The organism is Dactylosporangium sp. CA-052675, from assembly GCF_050947935.1.
GTDB lineage: Bacteria > Actinomycetota > Actinomycetes > Mycobacteriales > Micromonosporaceae > Dactylosporangium.
Map to the genome: position 1 here is coordinate 6,364,975 of NZ_CP192010.1, position 19,861 is coordinate 6,384,835.

19 protein-coding genes are annotated in these 19,861 nt (G+C 72.3%); 6 read left to right on the plus strand and 13 right to left on the minus strand.

The features are described 5' to 3' along the window. The first annotated feature begins 350 nt into the window (after nucleotides 1-350). Nucleotides 351-1,094 (plus strand): methyltransferase domain-containing protein, encoded by a 744-nt coding sequence (locus tag ACQP1P_RS28360; RefSeq protein WP_433074975.1) that lies wholly within the window; start codon nucleotides 351-353, stop codon nucleotides 1,092-1,094. A gap of 40 nt (nucleotides 1,095-1,134) precedes the next feature. On the opposite strand, the gene efeU is transcribed toward ACQP1P_RS28360, so the two are convergent. The 4 genes from efeU to ACQP1P_RS28380 all read right to left on the minus strand — a co-directional run bounded on the left by efeU (nucleotide 1,135) and on the right by ACQP1P_RS28380 (nucleotide 4,798). Beyond that, nucleotides 1,135-1,953 (minus strand): iron uptake transporter permease EfeU, encoded by an 819-nt coding sequence (gene efeU, locus ACQP1P_RS28365; protein ID WP_433074978.1) that lies wholly within the window; start codon nucleotides 1,951-1,953, stop codon nucleotides 1,135-1,137. A gap of 380 nt (nucleotides 1,954-2,333) precedes the next feature. Continuing rightward, on the minus strand, nucleotides 2,334-2,945 hold the full coding sequence (locus ACQP1P_RS28370; RefSeq protein WP_433074981.1) for a DedA family protein: 612 nt from the start codon (nucleotides 2,943-2,945) through the stop codon (nucleotides 2,334-2,336). Nucleotides 2,946-2,960: 15 nt separating this feature from the next. Then, entirely contained in the window at nucleotides 2,961-3,935 is a 975-nt protein-coding gene (locus tag ACQP1P_RS28375; protein WP_433074983.1) for an FTR1 family protein, read from the minus strand. Between the two features lie 35 nt (nucleotides 3,936-3,970). Then, nucleotides 3,971-4,798 (minus strand): alkaline phosphatase family protein, encoded by an 828-nt coding sequence (locus ACQP1P_RS28380; protein ID WP_433074986.1) that lies wholly within the window; start codon nucleotides 4,796-4,798, stop codon nucleotides 3,971-3,973. 104 nt (nucleotides 4,799-4,902) lie between these two features. Here ACQP1P_RS28380 and ACQP1P_RS28385 point away from each other — a divergent pair, with 104 nt between their 5' ends. Genes ACQP1P_RS28385 through galE form a run of 3 tightly spaced genes read left to right on the plus strand, consistent with a single transcriptional unit; the run spans nucleotide 4,903 to nucleotide 7,558 of the window. After that, nucleotides 4,903-5,910 (plus strand): MGDG synthase family glycosyltransferase, encoded by a 1,008-nt coding sequence (locus tag ACQP1P_RS28385; RefSeq protein WP_433074989.1) that lies wholly within the window; start codon nucleotides 4,903-4,905, stop codon nucleotides 5,908-5,910. Then, a complete protein-coding gene (locus ACQP1P_RS28390; RefSeq protein ID WP_433074991.1) occupies nucleotides 5,907-6,608 on the plus strand; it encodes a polysaccharide deacetylase family protein in 702 nt (233 codons plus the stop codon). Before ACQP1P_RS28385 ends, ACQP1P_RS28390 begins: the two co-directional genes overlap by 4 nt. Further along, on the plus strand, nucleotides 6,605-7,558 hold the full coding sequence (gene galE, locus ACQP1P_RS28395) for a UDP-glucose 4-epimerase GalE (protein ID WP_433074994.1): 954 nt from the start codon (nucleotides 6,605-6,607) through the stop codon (nucleotides 7,556-7,558). The genes ACQP1P_RS28390 and galE overlap by 4 nt, the downstream gene beginning before the upstream one ends. Before the next feature lie 43 nt (nucleotides 7,559-7,601). Here galE and ACQP1P_RS28400 read toward each other — a convergent pair whose 3' ends face one another. Together ACQP1P_RS28400 and ACQP1P_RS28405 are read right to left on the minus strand one after the other, a co-directional pair. Further along, nucleotides 7,602-8,333, minus strand: a complete 732-nt coding sequence (locus ACQP1P_RS28400; protein ID WP_433074997.1) for an SRPBCC family protein — start codon at nucleotides 8,331-8,333, stop codon at nucleotides 7,602-7,604. After that, a complete protein-coding gene (locus ACQP1P_RS28405; protein WP_433075000.1) occupies nucleotides 8,330-8,935 on the minus strand; it encodes an ArsR/SmtB family transcription factor in 606 nt (201 codons plus the stop codon). Before ACQP1P_RS28405 ends, ACQP1P_RS28400 begins: the two co-directional genes overlap by 4 nt. Before the next feature lie 179 nt (nucleotides 8,936-9,114). Here ACQP1P_RS28405 and ACQP1P_RS28410 point away from each other — a divergent pair, with 179 nt between their 5' ends. Then, complete coding sequence (locus ACQP1P_RS28410; RefSeq protein WP_433075003.1) at nucleotides 9,115-9,471, plus strand: nuclear transport factor 2 family protein; 357 nt, start codon at nucleotides 9,115-9,117, stop codon at nucleotides 9,469-9,471. A gap of 439 nt (nucleotides 9,472-9,910) precedes the next feature. On the opposite strand, the gene ACQP1P_RS28415 is transcribed toward ACQP1P_RS28410, so the two are convergent. From ACQP1P_RS28415 to ACQP1P_RS28430, 4 genes are read right to left on the minus strand one after another with little or no spacing between them, the layout of a single operon-like run. Next, nucleotides 9,911-10,456 (minus strand): DUF4760 domain-containing protein, encoded by a 546-nt coding sequence (locus tag ACQP1P_RS28415; protein WP_433075006.1) that lies wholly within the window; start codon nucleotides 10,454-10,456, stop codon nucleotides 9,911-9,913. 46 nt (nucleotides 10,457-10,502) lie between these two features. Next, the gene (locus tag ACQP1P_RS28420) at nucleotides 10,503-11,084 is read right to left on the minus strand and encodes a dihydrofolate reductase family protein (RefSeq protein WP_433075009.1); all 582 of its coding nucleotides are present in this window, start codon (nucleotides 11,082-11,084) and stop codon (nucleotides 10,503-10,505) included. 52 nt (nucleotides 11,085-11,136) lie between these two features. Then, nucleotides 11,137-11,814 (minus strand): response regulator, encoded by a 678-nt coding sequence (locus ACQP1P_RS28425; protein ID WP_433075011.1) that lies wholly within the window; start codon nucleotides 11,812-11,814, stop codon nucleotides 11,137-11,139. Next, a complete protein-coding gene (locus ACQP1P_RS28430) occupies nucleotides 11,814-13,019 on the minus strand; it encodes a sensor histidine kinase (protein WP_433075014.1) in 1,206 nt (401 codons plus the stop codon). Before ACQP1P_RS28430 ends, ACQP1P_RS28425 begins: the two co-directional genes overlap by 1 nt. A 131-nt stretch (nucleotides 13,020-13,150) precedes the next feature. Here ACQP1P_RS28430 and ACQP1P_RS28435 point away from each other — a divergent pair, with 131 nt between their 5' ends. Then, nucleotides 13,151-13,741: a class I SAM-dependent methyltransferase gene (locus ACQP1P_RS28435; RefSeq protein WP_433075017.1), complete on the plus strand. Its 591-nt coding sequence runs from the start codon at nucleotides 13,151-13,153 to the stop codon at nucleotides 13,739-13,741. A gap of 116 nt (nucleotides 13,742-13,857) precedes the next feature. On the opposite strand, the gene ACQP1P_RS28440 is transcribed toward ACQP1P_RS28435, so the two are convergent. The 3 genes from ACQP1P_RS28440 to ACQP1P_RS28450 form a co-directional block, all read right to left on the minus strand. After that, entirely contained in the window at nucleotides 13,858-15,162 is a 1,305-nt protein-coding gene (locus tag ACQP1P_RS28440; RefSeq protein ID WP_433075020.1) for a sugar phosphate isomerase/epimerase family protein, read from the minus strand. Between the two features lie 80 nt (nucleotides 15,163-15,242). Further along, nucleotides 15,243-18,611: a ThuA domain-containing protein gene (locus ACQP1P_RS28445; protein ID WP_433075023.1), complete on the minus strand. Its 3,369-nt coding sequence runs from the start codon at nucleotides 18,609-18,611 to the stop codon at nucleotides 15,243-15,245. A 519-nt stretch (nucleotides 18,612-19,130) separates the two neighbouring features. Further along, entirely contained in the window at nucleotides 19,131-19,703 is a 573-nt protein-coding gene (locus ACQP1P_RS28450; protein ID WP_433075026.1) for a hypothetical protein, read from the minus strand. Between the last annotated feature and the right edge of the window lie 158 nt (nucleotides 19,704-19,861).

Consider the following 19,861-nt stretch of genomic DNA (forward strand, 5'->3'; position numbering starts at 1 on the left):
CAACGGCGCGGACGTGCTGGCCGCCCGGCCGGACGGGGTTGCCGCGGCGAAAGCGCGAGATCGCCGTTCGACGTCGACGGGCCGCAGGGCCGCGGCACCGGCGCGCTGCGCGGACTCGCGGTCCTCGACCAGCCCGGTCCGCCACCCGCACTGAGCTGGGTGGCGGACCCGTCCGTCACGGCACCTCCTGCCGCTACCGGCCTGATCGTGTGCAACGGCGGCCGGGCGAAGTCCATTGTGGACCGACCCGGCCGCCGGGCCCGCTGAAGGAGGGTGAGTCCTGGCCGCGGCCCGTCATCAATAGCGTGACCAGCCGCACCGCGATACCGGTCCAGCCGTTGGGTGAAACGGTGGACGACAACTACGCGAATGCGTTCCAGAATGCCGGTGCGATCGACAAGTATGCACACGTCACATACGCACCGGGCAGCTATGCCTGGCACATCAACCGGCGCCAGCGGGCCTACCTGCGCGGCCTGATCCGGCGCGCCTTCCCGGATCTGCGTCCGACGCTGCACGACTTCGCGTGCGGCACCGGCCGGGCCATCCGCAACCTCGACGGCCTGGTCTGGCGTGCGCACGGCTATGACACGTCACCGGACATGCTGGCCAAGGCGGCCGAGCTGGGCACCGAGGCGCGGTTGCACACCGTCGCGGCCGGCGGACCGGTTCCCGAACCGGTGGCGACCGACGGCCCGGCCGTGGTCACGATGTTCCGGCTGTTGCTCAACGTCGACGACGACGTGCGGGCGCGGGCCCTCGCGTTCGCGGCGAAGGCGCTGCCCACCGCCGAGACCGGGCTGCTCGTCGTCGAGAACCACGGCAACAGCCGGTCGCTGCGGCACCTGCGGGCGAACCGGCACGCCGGCCGCCGCTGGTTCGCGGAGTTGTCCCACGCCCAGGTGGTACGGCTGCTGCGCCGGCACGGCTTCGAGGTGGTGGCGCGGCGCGGCTTCTCGATGCTGACGCCGGGCTGGTACGAGCGGCCGCTGCTGCGCCGGGCCGCCCGCGCCGTGGACGGCCTGGCCTGCCGGATACCGGGGAGCGCGGCGTGGGCCGTGAACGTCGTCTACGTGGCCCGGCGCACCGGCTGAGCGAGCAGCGCACAACGCCACGAAACTCCTTGCGGGCCCATCAGGCATTGACCGGCGCCGGCCGGCGCACCAACGGCAGCAGGAAGAGGACCAGGACCGGCACCCCGTACGCGATCCAGACGACGGTCTCCAGCACCGACGGCTGGGGCGTGAAGTTGAACAAGCCGCGCAGCAGCTCCGCGTACCACGAGGTCGGCGGCAGCACGCCGGTCAGATCGAACGCGTAGTCGGTCCGGCCCGGCAGGACGTCGGCCTCCTGCAGGTCGTGCACCCCGTACTTGAAGATCCCGGCGGCCACCAGCACCAGCAGCGCACCGGTCCAGGTGAAGAACTTCGTCAGGTTGATCCGCAGCGCGCTGGCGTACAGCAGCCAGCCCAGCACGACCGAGGTGGCCACGCCGAGCGAGATGCCCACGACCGGCTGCCAGGTGTCGGCACCCTGAGCCGCGGCGAAGAACAGGATCGCCGTCTCCAGGCCCTCGCGGGCCACGGCCAGAAAGGCCATGCCGGCCACCGCGAACGGCCCGACCTGGATCGCGTCCTCGAGCTTGCCGCGCAACTCCTTCGCCAGCTGCCGGGCCATCCGCCGCATCCAGAAGATCATGAAGGTCACGAAGACGACGGCGATCAGCGAGGCGATCCCGTCGACCAGTTCCCGGTTCGGGCCGGACAGGTACGCCGTGCCGGCCTGCAGGAGCGCGGCCACCAGAATTGCGAGCAGCGCCGCGGTGGACACGCCGGCCCACGCCCAGCGCAGCAGGTGCCGCCGGCCGCTCTTCACCAGGAATGCGACCAGGATCGAGACCACGAGGGTGATCTCGAGGCCCTCGCGCAGGCCGATCAGGTAGATGGCGGTCATGCCGTGCTCCGCAGGTCAGCCGGGCCCTACTTAGGTCAGCGTTACCTTAGACGATTCTGCGCAACTGCACCACCTACAGCATGTAGGACCATATTCAGCGCACATTCAGGTGTGGCGTGTAGCAGTTTCGACCGCGCCGAGCGCCAGAGTGCCGCCGTGCCGGCCAGAGCAGGCGCAGCGGCGCACCGCTCGCCACGGTCGTGCTCCGTGGCCCCGCAGGCCGGCCAGGATCTGCGGGGCCACGGCCCGCTGAGGTCAGCCGACCGGCGGCGACGCTCGCGCAACCTGGCCGAGCCCGGCGAGGACTCGGCCCGACTCACGGCGGTCCGTGGCCGCGGCTCCGGTGACGAGACGGCGTTGCCGCGGCCGGCAGCAGGCGGCTACTGGGCTCGGGAGCGAGCGCGGGCGCGCAGGAGCTCGATCGCGATCGGTACCACCGACAGCACCACGATGCCGATGAGGATGAGCTCGATGTTGTCGCGCACGAAGCCGATCTGGCCCAGGAAGTAGCCGAGGATCGTCACCCCGCAGGACCACAGAACGCCGCCGATCACGTTGTACAGCACGAACGTGCGGTAGTGCATGTGGCTCGCGCCCGCGACGATCGGGGTGAACGTGCGCACGATCGGCACGAAGCGCGCGAGGACGATCGAGCGGGCCCCGTACTTGTCGAAGAACTCCTGCGCCTTGGTCAGGTGGGACTGCTTGAACAGCCGCGCGTCCGGGCGGCGGAACAGGGCCGGGCCGACGCGGCGGCCGAAGATGTAGCCCACCTGATCGCCGGCGATCGCCGCGACCGACACGAGCAGGCACACGAGCCACAGCGGCTGCTGCAGGTACGTGCCGGAGGCGACCAGCAGTCCGGTGGTGAACAGCAGCGAGTCGCCGGGCAGGAAGAACCCGATCAGCAGGCCGGACTCGGCGAAGACGATCGCGAGGATGCCGATCAGGCCGAACGTCGAGATGAGGTACTGCGGATCCAGAAGATGCACGAGGGGACCAATCTGTTATCGGTGGGCGACGGCAGCAGGAACGGCGCTGACGGGTTCGGCGAGCGCATTGACGAGGGCCGCGTACACGTAGATCTCGGTGACCTCGGCGCCCTGGTTGCGCACGTCGAAGGCCCTCGGCCCGGCGGTGGCGTGCTCGGCGCTGCGCCGGCATGCGGTGCCGGTGGCCGTGACGGCGACGACCCCGGCGTCGGCCGCCGGCGCCGCCGTACCGCAGGCCGAGGCGAGCACCGCGACCGCGGCGAGCACGACGACGCCGTGCGCGCGCGGCCGGGGGGCGCCGTGCGCGGGCCGGAAGTACACCGCCGTCATGACCATCGCGAACGCGAGCCAGGCGCCGGCCTCGAGCACGGTCGAGCGTGTGGCCAGGCCGACGGTGCCGATCAGGAGGGTCGCGTACCACGAGGCCGGGTCGGCGCCGAGGTCGAACGCGACGCGGTCGGCGCCGGGCAGCGCGCCCGCGTGCTGCAGCCCGTGCACGCCGTGGGTCAGCAGGCCCGCCGCCACCGGGATGAGCAGCGCGCCGGTCCAGGCCAGGAAGCGGAGGGGATCGGTCTCGGCGGTGGCGGTCGAGGCGGCCCAGCCGAGTCCGGCCGCGGTGGCCGCGCCGACGACGGACGTCACGCTCGCACCCGTGCTGAGCGCCACGAGGAAGGCGATCGCGGCCACCGCCCAGCCGCTGACGCCGAGCGCGTCCTCGAGCCGGCCGGTGGGCTCCGCGCGCAACGTCCGCACGGTCCGGCGCATCCACAGGATCAGCACGGCGATGCCCGCGACGGCCGCGAGCGACGCGATCGCCTCGAACAGCTCCGGCCGTCCGCGGGCCGCGGCCCAGGCCGCCGCCGACGCCGGGATGGCACCGAGCAGACCGAATCCGACGGCCGGCAGCCGGTCGCGGCGCCCGGTCCTGCTCAGGAACGCCATCAGGGTCGCGACGACGAGCGGTCCGGCGAAATACACGGCGGAAACCATCCTCCGACACGTTGTAGTTCATGTTCTATGGAACATTACCCAGCCATTCCTGAAAGAACCTTGAGTGGCGTCGCCCGCGCGGCCGCACCGAGCGGTGGGAGGCCGTACAGGTCCTCGATGGTGCGCAGGATCGCGTAGTGGTCGATCCGCTCGGTCCGGTCCCCCGGCCGCACGCCGGCACCGAGCACCACGGTCGGGATGTGGTTGCCGTCCGTGCGGTTGTCCTCGTCGAACGTGAGGATCAGCAGGCTGTTGTGCGTCTCGGCCCAGTCCGCGTACGAGCCGAGCGCGCGCCGCAGCCAGGCGTCGGCGTCGCCCTTCGGGCAGTCGTGCATGTCGTGGCACAGGTCCGGCGAGATGAAGGCGACCGTCGGCAGCCGGTCCCAGCTCGACGGCAGATCGGTCAGCGGCCGGTTGAGCCCGGACGGCACATTGGCGAAGTCCACCCAGGGGTTGTGGCGGCGCACGTAGGTGCCGCTGGAGCAGCCCGTGTACCCGGCGAACGGCAGCGCCTCGGCGTAGCCGGTGAAGGTCAGGCCCGCATCGAGCAGCTGGCGGCCGAGGTTCGGGGCGTCGAAGGTGCGGCGGATGCACGTGTTGTCGGTCACGCCCTGGGTCGAGCCGGAGAACAGCGCGAGGTAGTTCGGCTGGCTCGGGTGGGTCTCGCCGTAGGCGTTGGTGAAGTTGGCGCCCCGCCGGGCCAGCGAGGAGATGTAGGGCGTCCGCGGCTGGCCGATGACGGCGTCGTACCGCTTGTTCTCCATCACCACCACGACGACGTGATCCGGCCGCGGCACCGGGGAGGCCAGGGCCACCGGAGCGGCGAGCACGGGCAGCGCGGCGGCGAGCAGCAATGTGGTCATTCGCATACCTACATCTTGTCGGACACTTCGCGAAAGGTATGAATCGGACACGCCGGAAACGTATTCAGGCTGCTTTCAGCAGCGCCTTCCCTACCATTCGCCGCATGAATCAGCCCATCGCGGTGGTGTCCGCAAGCTTCGGGTCCGGCCACGACGGCGTGGCCGCGGAGCTGACCCGGCGCCTGACGTCACGAGCCTTCGACGTCCGGCGCCACGACTTCGTCGACCTGGTGCCGGGGCACCTCGGCCGGCTGCTGCGCGAGGGGTACCACCGGCAGCTCACCACCGCCCCGCGCACCTGGGGCTGGCTGCTCTCCGCGGCCGGCGCCGGCTCCGCGGCCGCTGCCCGCATGACGGCCCTGGCCGACCGGGCGCTGCTGGAGGCGATCGGCGATGCCTCCGCCGTCGTGTCCACCTATCCGCTCGCCAGCCAGGCCCTCGGCCGCCTGCGCGCGCAGGACCGCATCGCCGCCCCCGTCTGCACGTACCTCACCGACCTCTCGGTCCATCCACTGTGGATTCACCCCGGCGTCGACGTCCACATCGGACTCCACGACGACGTGGCCCGCCACGCGAAGGAGCTCGGCGCCGCGGACGTCCGCGTCACCGCCCCGGCCGTCGGCCCCGGCTTCTCCCCCGCACCCCGGCCGGACGGCCGGCCGCGCGCCCTCATCGTCGCCGGGGCCTGGGGCGTCGGCGAGATCGAACGCGCCGCCGCCGACATCGCCGCCACCGGCGCGGCCGTCCCGGTCGTCGTGTGCGGCCGCAACGAACGGCTCCGCGGGCGCATCCAGCGCCGCGGCGACGCGATCGCGCTCGGCTGGGTCGACGACATGCCCGCGCTCATGCGCACCTGCCACGTCGTGGTCCAGAACGCCGGCGGCCTCTCCTCCCTCGAGGCGCTCACCGCCGGCCTGCCGGTACTCACCTACCGCTGCATCCCCGGCCACGGCCGCACCAACGCCGAGGTCCTCGACCGCATCGGCTGGGTGCCGTGGATCCGCGACCGCGCCGGGCTCGCCGCCGGGCTGCACCGCGCCCTGAGCGGCCCGCCGCGCTTCGCCCCGGCCCCGACCCAGGCCGAGGACGTCATCGCGGAGCTGACCGCATGATTCCGTCCACAGTGGAGTTGGCGGCCACACTCGCCCCGCCGCTGACCGCGATCACGCCGCTGCGCCGCGCCTACATGCCGCACCTCGCCGGTGTCGGCCGGCCCGGCCACGTCGCGCTCACCTTCGACGACGGCCCCGACCGCCGCTCCACCCCCCACATCCTGCGCATCCTGCGCGAGCACGACGTGCGGGCGACGTTCTTCCTGCTCGGCTCGATGCTCGCCGAGGACCCGCAACTCGGCCGCGAGCTCGTCGACGCCGGCCACGAGGTCGCCGTCCACGGCTGGCACCACCGGCTGCTGCTGCGGCGCGGCCCCGCCGCGACCGAGCTCGACATCACCCGCGCCCGGATGCTCATCGCGAGCGTCACCGGCCGGGCGCCGCGCTGGTATCGCCCGCCGTACGGCGTGTTCACGCTCGCCGCCCTGCGCGCCTGCCGCCGCCAGCGGCTGACCCCGGTGCTGTGGACCGCGTGGGGCCGCGACTGGGAGGCGCGCGCCACCCCGGACTCGATCGTGCGGACGGTCACCCGGCGGCTGTCGGGCGGCGGCACGCTGCTGCTGCACGACACCGATGTCACCTCCGCCCCCGGCTCCTGGCGGCGCACCGCCGCCGCGCTCCCCGAGCTGCTCGCCTGGGCCCGCGAGCGGGGCCTGAGCGTCGGCCCGCTCGCCGAGCACACGGCGGCGACGCGATGACCTGGCTCGTCACCGGAGGGGCCGGGTACATCGGCGCGCATGTCACCGCCGCGCTGCTCGCCGCCGGCGAGCCGGTCGTGATCCTCGACGATCTGTCCACCGGAGACGCCCGCCGCGTCCCCGCCGGCGTGCCGTTCCAGCCCGGCGACGCCGGCGACCCGGCGACGGTCCGCGACGTGCTGCACCGGCACGGGGTGTCGGGGGTCATGCACCTGGCCGGCAGCAAGTCGGTGCCCGAGTCATTGCACAAGCCGCAGTGGTACCACCGGCAGAACGTCACGGTCGTCGAGAATGTCCTCGACGCCATGGCCGAGGCCGGCGTGGCCCGGCTGGTCTTCTCGTCCTCGGCCGCCGTCTACGGAATGCCCGGCTCACACAGCGTCGCCGAGGACGCCCCGGCCCGCCCCCTCAACCCGTACGGCCAGAGCAAACTCGACGCCGAACACGCCGTCGCCAACGCCCCCGGCATCTCCTGGATCGCCCTGCGCTACTTCAACGCCATCGGCGCCGCCGCCCCCCACCTCACCGACCACGGCACCACGAACCTGCTCCCCCGCGTCCTGCACGCCGCCCGCACCGGCGAGCCGCTCACCGTCACCGGCACCGACCTGCCGACCCCGGACGGCACCGCCATCCGCGACTACGTGCACGTCGCCGACATCGCCGCCGCGCACCTGGCCGCCGCGGCCGCCGTCACCACCGCCCGCCGCGCCCGCGTCTACAACGCCGGCACCGGCACCGGGCACTCGGTCCTCGACGTGATCCACGCGGCCGAACGCATGACCGCCGCATCGGTACCGTGGCTCGCCGGCCCACCCCGCCCCGGCGACCCGGCCGCGGTCGTCGCCGACGTGCGCCGCATCGAGGCCGAGCTCGGCTGGCGGGCCCGGCACACCCTGGACGACGCCGTGCGCTCCGCCTGGCTCGGCGCCCCCGCGAACGCGCAGTGACGGGCGCCAACCCGGCCGAGCGCACCACCGGGTGCGACGACGGCTACCCGACCGTCTCCAGCCAGGACTGCCAGGCCTCGATCTCGGCCGAGCGGTCCCGCTCGTCGTAGAAGTGCGCGGTCGCGACGACCGTGTCGTTGTACCCGTGGATCAGCATGTAGGTCGCGTCGGCGGTGCGCATGCCCACGAACTTCTGCGCGACGACGTTCTCGACGGTGCCGTCGACCGGCTCGATCCCGGGCACGGACAGCCGGGCCGGCTGGCCGTCGGCCGCGTCGGGTCCGGCTCCGACCGCGGCCGTCAGCTGCGCCCAGACGTCCTCGCGCACCGGCCCCGGCAGGAACATCGAGCTGGTCGCCGTGCGCGGCGCGAAGTGCTCGAGATAGACGGCGAGCTTCGTCATGTACGCGTGGTCGCCGATCTTCAGCGCGTTGTACTCCGCCTCCCAGTCGTCGCCGAGCAGGCCGCTGTGCACGGCCCGGATCACCGAGCCGCCCCCGTCGCGCGCCTCGATGAGCCACTCGAAGGCCATGAAGGTGCCGTCCGGGCCGGGCTCCTCGCGCGTGGAGTACCGCTTGCCGGGCTCCCACTCGGTGATCTGCGACTTCGCGGTGTTGCCGAACATCTCGAACGTGGCGGTGCGCGCGTCGCCGTCGATCTCGGAGCGGCCCATGAACCAGGAGTCCACCCCGGGCCCCGACGTGATCGCCGCCCACACCTGCTCGGGTGTGGCGTCGACGGTGAACTCCTCGCGGACCTCGAACGGATGGGTCATCGCTGCTGCTCCTCTGCTGGTGGGTCGGCGTCTTCGGTGATGCTCGGGTGCACCGCGACCACGACGCGGTGCGGCCGGCCGGCTTCGCTGTGGTACTTGCTGGTGATCTTGATAACGGCGTCGGTGAGTTCGTTGATGAACGCGGCCCGGTCGGCCGGCCTGGCGAAGCGCACCTCGGCGTCGAGCCCGAACGTGGCCAGCGGCTTGCCGGCCCGCGCCGCGCCGGTGATGAGCGCGCCGGTCTCCCGGACCAGCCGGGCCGCGAGCGCGAGCAGCCAGCGGGCCGACAGCCGGTCGGGCGAGCGCGCCGGATCGGGCGCGACCGCCGCGAGCGCGGCCGGCGAGATGACGTAGGCCGCGGCCGACGCCCGCACGACACGCTCGGTCATGTTGCCCTTGCGCCGCTCCTCGACCAACTCCACGAGACCGTGCTGCTCCAGCGTCCGCACGTGGTAGTTGACCTTCTGCCGCGCGAGGCCCAGCCGGGCCGCGAGCGTGGTCGCGGTGTGCGGCTCGGCGAGCTCCGCGAGCATCCGAGCCCGGATCGGATCGAGCGAGACCTCCGCGGCGGCGGCGTCCTCGATCACGGCAACGTCCTGCATGCCCCCAATCTGTCACCGACGAATTTTTTTGTCAAGGAGACGAGCCGGCCCCGGGCGGTGGGCGGGGCCCCGCGCGGGCGCGTCATGCGCCGCTTCCCGCGGAAGTGCACCGGGCCGGGCCCTTTCCGCCGACCGCGAACCGGGCGGCCCGGACGTCCGTCATGCACCACACTGGCCCCATGACGCCGCCTTCGCAGGCGTTGCTCGCCAGGCTCTACTCGGCGTTCAACGCACGGGAGATCCCGACCTTGCTGGCCGCCATGACGCCGGACGTGTCGTGGCCCAACGGCTGGGAGGGAGGCGTCGTGCACGGCCACGACGAGGTGGCCCGTTACTGGCGCCGGCAATGGGAGCAGCTGGAGCCGACGGTCGTGCCCACCGCGTTCACCACCGAGGCCGACGGACGCGTCGCCGTCACGGTCCATCAGGTCGTCCGCGACAAGACCGGAGCGCTGCTCTCCGAGCACACCGTCACGCACGTCTACCGCTTCGACGACGGACTGGTGGCCGAGATGGAAATCCGCGAGCCCGCTTGACCTCGCACGGCGTCCGAACGACAGGCCGGTCCGGATCGCCACCACCCGACCCGCCGCAGCCGCGGATGTCCGCGGGAACGGATCGAGGGCGCGCGGGCCGATGCGGCAGGCAGCCGCCGGCACCTGGTTCGCCCCCGGCGCGCCGGAGCGAACCCGTGCGACAGCTCCTGGGGCCGCCGCGTCGAGGACCGCGCGGCGACGACCGGACCGCCGTCTGAGCCCTGATCGCCGGAAAACCGTGGTGGGTCGACCGCCAGCGGCCCGACCGTCCGCCGTCTGTCGCTCGTGGACGGTCAAGTGGGTGGGCGTGCGTGGATCGGAACAGTCGCAGCCATTCGCGTTGCCAATGGCGCTGACGCACCAGACCTCGCCGGCGCTCCTGCCGTCGGCGGGTCAGCCGGCCGGCGCGAGGGCGTCCGGCGCGAGGGCGTCCGGCGGGTCAGCCGGCCGGTGCGAGGGTGTCCGGCTCCGGGTGCGGCGGCCGCGAACGCAGGCCCAGCGCGGCGTAGACGGTCTCGGGGTGCCGGGCGGCCGTCCGCGCCGCGAGGTCCTCGAAGTAGATCCAGAAGTGCAGTCCGTGGTTGCGGCGCTCGGCGTAGACGTAGGGTGCCAGGGCGTCCCACAGCCGCACGATGTTCGTCCCGTAGGCGCCGATGACCAGGCTCTGCTCGATCATGCCGTGCGCGACGAGCTTGCCCAGGTCGTCGTAGAACAGGCCGATGGTGTTCGCGTGGGTGCGGGCCGGCTCCGGCAGGCCTCGCAAGCCGCCGCGGTACGCGTGCTCCCCGGCCAGGTCCGTCAGCACGTATTCCTCCGCCTCGAACCAGGCCGCGTCTCGCGTCTCCCGGAAGGCGTTGAGGACCACCGGCAGGTGGTTGCCGCCGCTGGCCACGCGCAATTGCCGGAGGGTCAGCAGCATCGAGATGACGAGCGCCGTGAGGGAGATCGCCAGCGTGGCGAGGTTCAGCACCATGGTCGAGGTCACCGGGGCCCTTCGCTCATGAGCCGACTGTATGGGGCGGTGACAAGGGCTACGGCTCGTTGCGGATCGCGTAGCGGTGCATCGTGACGCCCTGCTCGAACGAGCGCTGCTCCAGCAGGTCGAGGTCGATCGGCAGGTCGTAGTCGTCGAACAGCGGGCGGCCGAAGCCGAGGATCGAGGGGTGGGTGTACAGCACCAGCTCGTCGAGCAGTCCGGCCCGCAGCAGCTGGGTGGCGAGCGTCGCGCCGCCCACGCCGATGGTGCCGGCGGTCTCGGCGCGCAGAGCGGCCAGCTGCTCGATCGCGTCGTCCCCGCCGACGATCCGGGTGTTGTGACCGGCGCTGCGGCGGGTGTGGGAGACGAGCACCTTGGGCGCCTCGGTCCAGATCTCGCCGTACTCACGCAGGAAGTCCGGCAGCGACGCGTCCTCGCGCGCCCGCGGCCAGTACTCCTCCATCGTCTCGTAGATGACCCGTCCCTGGACCATCGCCGCGAGCCCCCGCCCCCGGGCGTTGAAGTCGCGGTGCAGCGCCTCGGTGATGCGCAGCCACTCGCCCGCGCCGTTGTCCCCCGGCACCTGCTCGATCCGCAGGTCGAGGGACACGTTCATCCAGTACACGAAGCGGCCCATCAGCCCCTCTTCCCCGTAGTGATTGCAATCCGCAACTACTATATGGAGGCTGTCAAGGACGAGCGGAGCCGGGCCGGCTCAGTCCGCTCTCGTACGCCAGGACGACCGCGCCGATGCGGTCACGCGCCCCGAGCTTGCCGAGGACCCGGCTCACGTGGGTCTTCACCGTGGTCTCCCCGAGGTGGAGCCGGTCGGCGATCTCGGCATTGCTCAGCCCCCGGGCGACCAGGCCCAGCACCTCCCGCTCCCGGTCGGTCAGGCGCTCCAGGCGGGGGTCGGGCAGCGGGCCGGGGCCCGCTGTCACGTAGCGGTCCAGCAGCCGCCGGGTGACCGACGGCGAGACCATCGGGTCGCCGCGCAGCACGCCCCGGATCGCCACGAGCATCTCGGCGGCGGGCGCGTCCTTCACGAGGAAGCCGTCGGCACCGGCCCGCAGCGCCGCGAAGGCGTACTCGTCGAGGTCGAAGGTCGTGACCATCAGGATGCGGGTGGCGGGCAGCGCGGCGCGGATCCGGCCCGCCGCGGTCACGCCGTCCAGACCCGGCATCCGTACGTCCAGCAGCACCACATCCGGCCGGTGCTCGACGGCGGCGGCGATCGCCTCGTGCCCGTCGCCGGCCTCGCCCACGACGGTCAGGTCCTGCTGGCTCTGCACCACCATGCGGAGCCCCACCCGCATCATCTCCTGGTCGTCGCAGATCAGCACGCGCGACGGCGACCGGTCGTCCATCAGCCCATACTGTCGCCGGGCCCCTGTGGAATCGCTGTGACGGGGGTGCCGAGGGGCAACAGGGCGACCACCCGGTAGCCGCCCTCCGGTCGCGGGGCCGCGTCCAGCGTGCCGTCGAACATCGCCACGCGCTCGCGCATCCCCGCGATGCCGCGCCCGGACGACGGCAGCCGGGGCGCGGATCCGGGCGCCGCGACCCCGTCGTCGCGCACCTCGATGCGGATCGCCCGGTGCGGTCCGGGGTCGCCGAGGTCGACGACCACCTCGACGGCGACCTCGGGGCAGGCCCCGGCACCGGCGTGCTTGACCGCGTTGGTCAGCGCCTCCTGGACGATCCGGTACGTCTGCACCGCGGCCCCGGCCGGCACGCCGGCGCCGCTGCCGGTGACGCGCAGGGTGGCGCCGGGCAGCCCCTCGGTCAGCCGGTGCAGGTCGGTCAGGGCCGGCTGCGGCGCGGCCACCTGCCCGCCGGCCTCCAGCACGGCCAGCAGACGGCGCAGCTCGACCAGCGCCTCCCGCCCGGTGGTGCTCACGAACTCGAGCGTCCGGTCCACCACGGCCGGGTCGGCGTGCCGCATCAGCCGCGCGCCCTCGGCGTTGACGACCATGACGCTCACGCTGTGCGCGAGCACGTCGTGCAGCTCCCGCGCGATCCGGGTCCGCTCCTCGGCGGCCGCGGCCCGCGCCAGCGCCCGGCGTTCGGAGTCGGCCAGCTCGGCCCGCCGCTCGATCGACTCCACGTAGGCGCGCCGGGCGTGCACCCACTCGGCGAGCAGCCAGACCGTGACGATCGACAGGCCGTAGGTGAGCACGCCCCAGGCCGCGTCCGGGCCGGCCCCGGCGGTGAGGGACCAGACGCCGAAGAAGGCGGCGACGGCGGCCCCGGCGACCCGCGCCGCCCGGCGACGGCCGCGCACGACCAGCGTGTAGAGCAGCAGGTGCAACGACAGGTGAGCGGCCGGCAGGCGCTCCGCCCAGGCGTGGGTGAGCAGCCCGAGCCAGGCGGCGCCGAGCGCGATCGCGGCCATCGCCAAGGGCCGGCGGCGGCGCCACAGCAGCGGCAGGAGCAGCCCCGCCAGGACGAGGGCCGCCCAGAACGGCCGGGATGTCGGCGGATCCACGATCACGGGCACCGCGAGGAGCACGGCCGGCGCAACGGTGGCGAACCCGGCCCACGCGCGCGGACGCCACGGCGCTGCGAACACCGCCCCACCGTACCGGCCGGGGCCTGGCCGATCGTCCTCCCGACCGGCGAAACGGGTCCTCCCACGGCAGGACCACGACCGCCCGGCGGCCGGACGACCAGCGACGATCATGGCCCCTAGCGTCCCGGGGCATGTCCATCCTCACCGAGTTCCTCCGGCACCCGATGCTGACCGGGGCGGTCGCCGCCAGCTCGCCCGCGCTCGCCCGCCAGATGACCGACGGCATCGGCCTGCGGCGGGCCCGGACCGTCGTGGAGCTGGGGCCCGGGACCGGCGTGTTCACCGACGCGATCCTCGACCGCGTGGCGCCGGGCACCCGGATCGTCGCCATCGAGCTCAACGGCCATCTCGCCGGGCGCCTCGCCGACCGCTACCGCGGCGGGCCGGTCGAGGTCGTGCACGGCTCCGCCGCCGACGTGGCGCGCCTGGTGCCGGGGCCGGTGGACGTGGTCGTCTCGGGGCTGCCGTGGACCGTCATGGCCGAGCCGGTCCGGCGGCGGATCCTCGACGCGGTCACCGCGGTGCTGGCGCCGACCGGCGCGTTCACCACGTTCGCGTACGCCCACGCCGCCTGGACGCCGCCCGGCCGCCGGTTCGCGAGCGAGCTGCGGCAGCGGTTCGGCCGCACGGCAACGAGCCGGGTGGTGTGGCGCAACCTGCCGCCCGCGTTCGTGCACCGCGCCACCGCGCCGCGGCTCTCAGCCCGCGCTTCGCGAGTCTGATCGCCGCGCGGGGCATCGCCTAGTGCCGCGGGCCGAAGAGGGCGGCACCAGGCGAGGCGACGGTCCGGGGCGCCGCCCCCGGACCGTCGCGTCACTGGCCGTGCTCGCGGCTTCGATCAGCCGCGCAGGCCGGCCATGCCCGCGGCGCTGATCTTGGAGAAGCGCAGGGACTGGCCCGGGTCGGCGTTGCCGCCGGGGGCGTTGTCCTGCTCGTAGTTGGAGTTGTGGTACCCCTTGGCCCCGATGCCGCGGTAGAAGCCCTTGTAGTTGATGTCGCTGCGGGGGTCACCGAACGGGATCCAGCTGTAGCCGTCGCCCACGCCGTCGGGCTGGCCGGTGGCGTCGCCGTCCTTGGCGTGGAACAGCGCGTACCGCTGGGTCTGCTTGGCGACCTGGGCGGTCGGGTCGAAGATGTCCTCGACGCGGTTGCCGTTCCAGTCGTAGCGCCAGCGGTGCTGGTGCTGCGCCACGTGCGCCCAGTAGACGTCCATCTCGATGACGACGAGGCTGGGGTCGGTGATGTCGAGGTAGTGCTGCATGAGCCGCTTGCCGGACTCGCCGCGGACCTGGGTCGGCGCGATCGGCGCACCGGTGATGCGGTCCTGCGTGACGGTCACCATCGGGCCGTCCTGCAGGAAGTTGTACGCCGGCGAGTGGTTGTGGGTGTACATGTGGATGCCCCACTGCCCGACGGCGATCTCGTTGATCGCCTGCCACTTCTCGCCCGCGAGGGTCCACGGCTCGATGTTGCGGTTGTTCGCGCTCGTCGGGTCGCTGCCCGTGCCCATGAACGGCATGCCGAGGATCGACGCGAACTCCAGCTCGGTCTGCAGCCGGTCGTAGTCCGCGGTGGCCATCTTGCCACCGGCGCTGCCCGGGCCGTTCCAGGTGTTCGGAACGTACCCGTGGTTGCCGATGGCCCGCAGGCCGAACGCGTCCAGGAAGCCGCGCAGGGTGCGGGCGTAGGCCAGGTAGGCCGCGCGCGACTCCGCGGTGGTCACGTTGCCCGGCGCCGGGTTGGGCGCGGCCCCGCCCGGGTTGGAGGCGTGCTGGCCGTAGCCGGCGAACTCGATCTGCTTGTAGCCGCACTTGGCCAGGAACTCGAACAGCTCCAGCCAGCCGCCCGGCAGCGGCACCAGCGGGCCGAGGTCGCTCGGGTCGTTCGGGAAGTCCGGGCCGCCCAGGTAGCCCATCGTCGGGGAGACGCCGAGCGCGCGGCTCGCGGCGATGCCGATGCGGGTCGGCACGTCGCGCTGGGTGTAGGTGATCGTGCCGAGCTTGCCGTCCGGGATGAGGCGGCCGTTGGCGGCGCTCGCCGACGTCGGCGAGAACACGGAGGCCGGGCCGAGCGGAGTGAACGCGGCGGCCGCCGTGAGACCTGCGCCGGCGATGAACCGGCGGCGGCTGAGGTGTTTGGACACGGTTGCTCCTCTGTTGATGTGCGTGTGGTTCAGACCGGGGCGGGGCCCGGCGGGGTGACGGACCCCGCCCCGGTGTGGTGCTAGGGCGCGCTCACGCCCCGGCCGCCGAACTCGACCCAGTTGAGGTTGAAGAAGTTGTTCGTCGGCCCACCCGCGACCGGCCGGAACACCAGGTAGAGCCGGTGTGCGCCGCCCGGATCGGTGATCGGGAAGGTCTGGCTGGCGTAGGTGGTCGCGTTCGCGGTGGGCGCGACCGTGACCGTGGTCAGCACCGGCCCGTCGACCGCGTCCATGTGGACCTCGACGGACCCGGTGCCCGCCGCGCCGCTGCCACCCGACGTGCGCAGCGTCATCGAGTTGATGTTCTGCAGGTTGATCGTGCCGTTCAGCGCGATCCAGTCGCCGCTGCCGATGCCGTTGCGCTGCAGCCCGCCGCCGACATCCGTGGTCGCCGCGGTGGCCGTGCCGGACTGGTCGATGGCCCACTCGACTTCCTGCTTCTTCTGCCGGATGGTCGTCTGCGCGACCGTCGTCAGCGCCGGCACGCCGCCGGGTCCGCCCTTGTCGGTGTAGGAGGCGCTGATGACGCCGAAGACGTTGCCGCCGTGGGAGGCGTCCTCCTCGAGGGTGGGCAGCGTTCCGGAGCAGCCGGTCGCGGTGGATTCGGCGTGGCCGTGGCTGTCGTGGCCGAGCACGAACGTCACCTGGACGCGGGAGCAGTCGATCGCCCCGTCCTGCGGGTCGCTGACCGTCACGTTGAACGGGATCGTGTCGCCGAAGGCGAACATCCCGCCCTCGACCGGCACGTTGACCCGCACCGTCGGTGAGGTGTTGCCGACGGTGATGGTCGTGTTCGCCGACGCCGACTTGCCGCTGGAGTCGGTGACCGTGAGCCGGGCGGTGTAGACGCCGTTCGTGGTGTACGTGAACGTCGGGTTCGGATCGGTCGAGTCGACCGTGCCGTTGCCGTCGAAGTCCCAGGCGAACTTGATGGAGTCACCCGGGTCCGGGTCGTTCGAGCCGGCGCTGGAGAACGCGACGGTCAGCGGGGCGATGCCGTCGGTCGGGGTCGCGGCGAGCTTCGCCACCGGCGGCCGGGTGCCCTTCACGTAGCTGAACTTCACCAGCAGCGCGTCGGGGTTGGCCGTGAAGAAGCCGTCGCCGTAGTTCAGCAGGTAGAAGCTGCCGTCCTTGCCCCACTTCATGTCCATGGGGTTGTCGCACAGGAACGGACGGGCCGGCGTCTGGGGTCCGCCGCCGCAGCTGAGCAGGTCATTGATCTTGAAGACCTGACCGCTGCCGTCCAGCCGGATCTCCCGCAGGTAGTCGCGGGTGAACTCGCCGAAGAAGATGGACTGGTCGTAGTACGCCGGGAACTTCGTCGGGTTGGGGTTCTTGGGGTCGTAGTCGTACTTGGCCGCGCCGTGCGGCCCGACGCCCCCGGTGCCGAGCTCGGGGAAGAGCTGCGGGCACTTGCCGGGCGGGCTCTGCATGTAGTAGGCCGCGCAGGGCGTGCCGAGCGGGTTGGCCGCGTTGTTGTCCTGGAAGGAGTACCACATGTCAGGCTGCGCGACCGGCGGCGCGTAGGTCAGACCGGTGTTCCAGCGGGAGGTGTTGGCCGGCCCGTGGTCCGGGTTGTTGCACTCGAACGCCTGCGCGGGTTGGTCCAGCGGCGTCGAGGTGTTGAAGTTCCACCGGTAGTACGGCAGGTTCGGCGAGTAGCACAGCGGCCAGCCGTAGTTGGCCGGGCGGCGCACGATCTCCATCCGGCCGGTGCCGGCCGGCCCGCGGAACACCTGCGGCGTCGAGGAGTCCGGCGAGTAGTCGGTGACGTAGGCGACGCCGGCGTTGTCCACGGTGATGCGGAACGGGTTGCGGAAGCCCATCGCGTAGATCTCGGGCCGGGTCTTGCCGCCGCCCTCTTCCTGGCCGGTGAACAGGTTGCCCGACGGGATCGTGTACGAGCCGTCGTCCTGGACCTTGATGCGCAGGATCTTGCCGCGCAGGTCGTTGGTGTTCAGCGCCGAGCGCCGGGCGTCGACGTAGGGCGCGTTGTACTGCCCGCTCGTCGTCATCTGGTCGTTGAACGGGGCGAAGCCGCCGGAGTTGCCGCCACCCGCCGGGGTGTCGTCGCCGGTCACCATCCACAGGTTGTTGTTCGAGTCGAAGGTGATGTCACCGGCGACGTGGCAGCAGGCGCCCCGGTCGACCGGCACCTTCAGGATCTTCTGCTCGGTGCCGAGGTCGATCTTCGGGCTGGGCCCGTCGACGAACTTGAACCGCGACAGCTGGAAGTAGCCCTTCCAGGGATCCCACACGCTCGGGTCGGCGCCGGTCGTCGGGGAGTTCGCGGTGGGCGTCGTCGCCGGGAACGGCGCGTCCTGGGTCTGCGGCGAGTAGTACAGGTACACCCAGTGGTTGGTGGCGAAGTCGTTGTCGATGGCCGGGCCGTAGAGGCCGTCCTCGCTCGCCGTGTAGACCGGGATCTCGGCCAGCACGTGGCTGGTGTTGGCCGCGGGGTCGTGCAGCCGCAGGATGCCGCGGCGGTCGGTCTGCAGGACCCGGCCGTCGGGCATCACGTCGAAGCCGATGGGCTCGCCGATGTTCGGCGGGGCCGCGATCGTGTCCATCTGGTAGTTGGCCAGCACGGTCGCGCCGCAGTCGCCGTCGGTGCGGCCGGCGGCCCACTGGATCGCGCCGCCGAGGTGCGCCCGCAGGTCCGCCGTGGAGAAGCTGGCGGCGGTGGCGCCCAGGCCGGTGTAGAAGGAGCGCCCGCCCTGGTAGTCCTTGCACCAGGTGATCGGGTGGTCGTTGCCCATCGAGCCGCCGGCGTAGGTGGTCTCGTCGACGGTCGCGAGCACGTGCGAGAAGCCGCGCACGTTGGAGGTGAAGTTGTACCACTGGTCGGTGCGGTTCCACGACAGCGGCAGGTCTTTCGAGGCGGGGTGGACCCGGTCGGCGACCTTGATCCTGGCCTGCGTGACGGCGGACGAGCCGGACGCGCGGGTGCCGAGGACGTCGGTGAGGAACGACCAGTCCTTCTGGGTCTCGATCGCCGAGTGCACGCCGACGAAGCCGCCGCCGGCGCGGTAGTACTCCTCGAACGCGCTCCGCTGGTCCGCGTTGAGCACGTCGCCCTCGGTGTTGAGGAACACCACGACGCGGTACTGCTGCAGGTGTGCGCGGTCGAACTTGCCGGCGTCGTCGGTGCTCACGACCGTGAACCGCAGCTGGTTGCCCAGCTGCTTGAGCGCCTCGACGCCGGCCGCGGTCGCCGGGCTGGGCGCACCGGTGGCCTTGGTGAAGGCGAGCACCTTGAATTGACTGCCGTTGCTGTCGGCGGCGGGCGCGGCGAGCGCCGGCGCGGGCGGTGCCGCCGTCAGCAGTCCAGCGGTGAGGGCCAGCAGGCCGCCGAACGCGGCGCGGCGCCGGCCTGGTGCGTTGAACATGAAACCTCCTCCGTGCGTGTGCCGGGCGTGCCGGGTCGCGCCGAGCCGGGGGTGGCGGCTAGGCGGGCACGTCCGACCAGGGGTCGGCTCGGGTGTGGGTGGTGTACGCCTGGAGGGAAGGCGTACGGCCAGAGTCCTGGCGTGACTCATGCGGGTGTCGTCGCACCGAGCTGCGCCCAGCGCTCGCCGGGATGCTGTGGGACCGGCGGGCGCTGACTCGATCAACGCATAGCCGCGACCCTATCCGCCGGGTTTATCGAAAGATAGAGGCCCACCGACAAAAGTTTCTCTTCGAGCACGCGAACTTCTGTTAAGAATGTCAAAAGTTCTCATGTTTCGAGGTGAACGGCGAGGTCGCCGCTTCCCGGCCTGCGTATTGTCCGTTTCATCAGGTCGCGCCAAAGCGCCCACGCCCGGGTTCGGCCCGCTGACGCAATGCCGAAATGCGATTCGCCGCATCGCGGATTGAATAGCGCAGATTGCCATGTCGCCAATCGACGACAATGCCCCAGTGGGCGTTTACCGGCCCTGCCGGAGCCAGGCGATGAAGCCGCGGATCTCCGGCCCGGCGCCGTGCCACAGGTTGCGGCTGCGCGGGGCGTTCACGAGCCGCTGGGCGGTCACGTCGTCGCCGCGCCGGACGGCGTCCTCGATGGCGTGCAGGTGGCGAAGCTCGGCCCGCATGCCGGGCAGCGCCCGCGTGGCGAGCTCACGGGACAGCGCCGTCTGCAGCGGTACGACATCGTCGCCCTCGACCACGGCCCAGATCTCGTGGCCGATGCCCTCGAAGCCGGGCAGGACGCCGACCGCGTGCTCCCAGAGGTTCGCGTGCGCCTCGGCCGGGGCGTCGGGGCGCTCGAGGGCCGCGAAGCGGAGCCAGTTCGCGGTCGCGGCGCGCAGGCGGACCGTGAAGTCGTGGCGGCCGGGCGGGTTGCGCATCGGCTCGAACGCGACCGACAGCAGCTCGTCCGCCTCCGCGCGCACGAACACCACGTGGGTCGCCGCCGCATACGAGGGATGCGGCCGGACCTCCTCGAAGCCGGCGGCGGTGAGGGTGGTCGCGATGCCGTCGACGATCTGCCGGAATTTCATCGTGTACTTCCTGGGGGCGCCGTTTTGATCATGGTGCCCCACCAGCGCGTGTCCCATGACGTGATCTTGCTCATCACGGCGCCTGGAACGGCGTTCCAGCCAGGCCGGAACGGGGCCCATGGGGGCCCTCGCCGGGCTCCGGCCGCCCTCGTGAACCC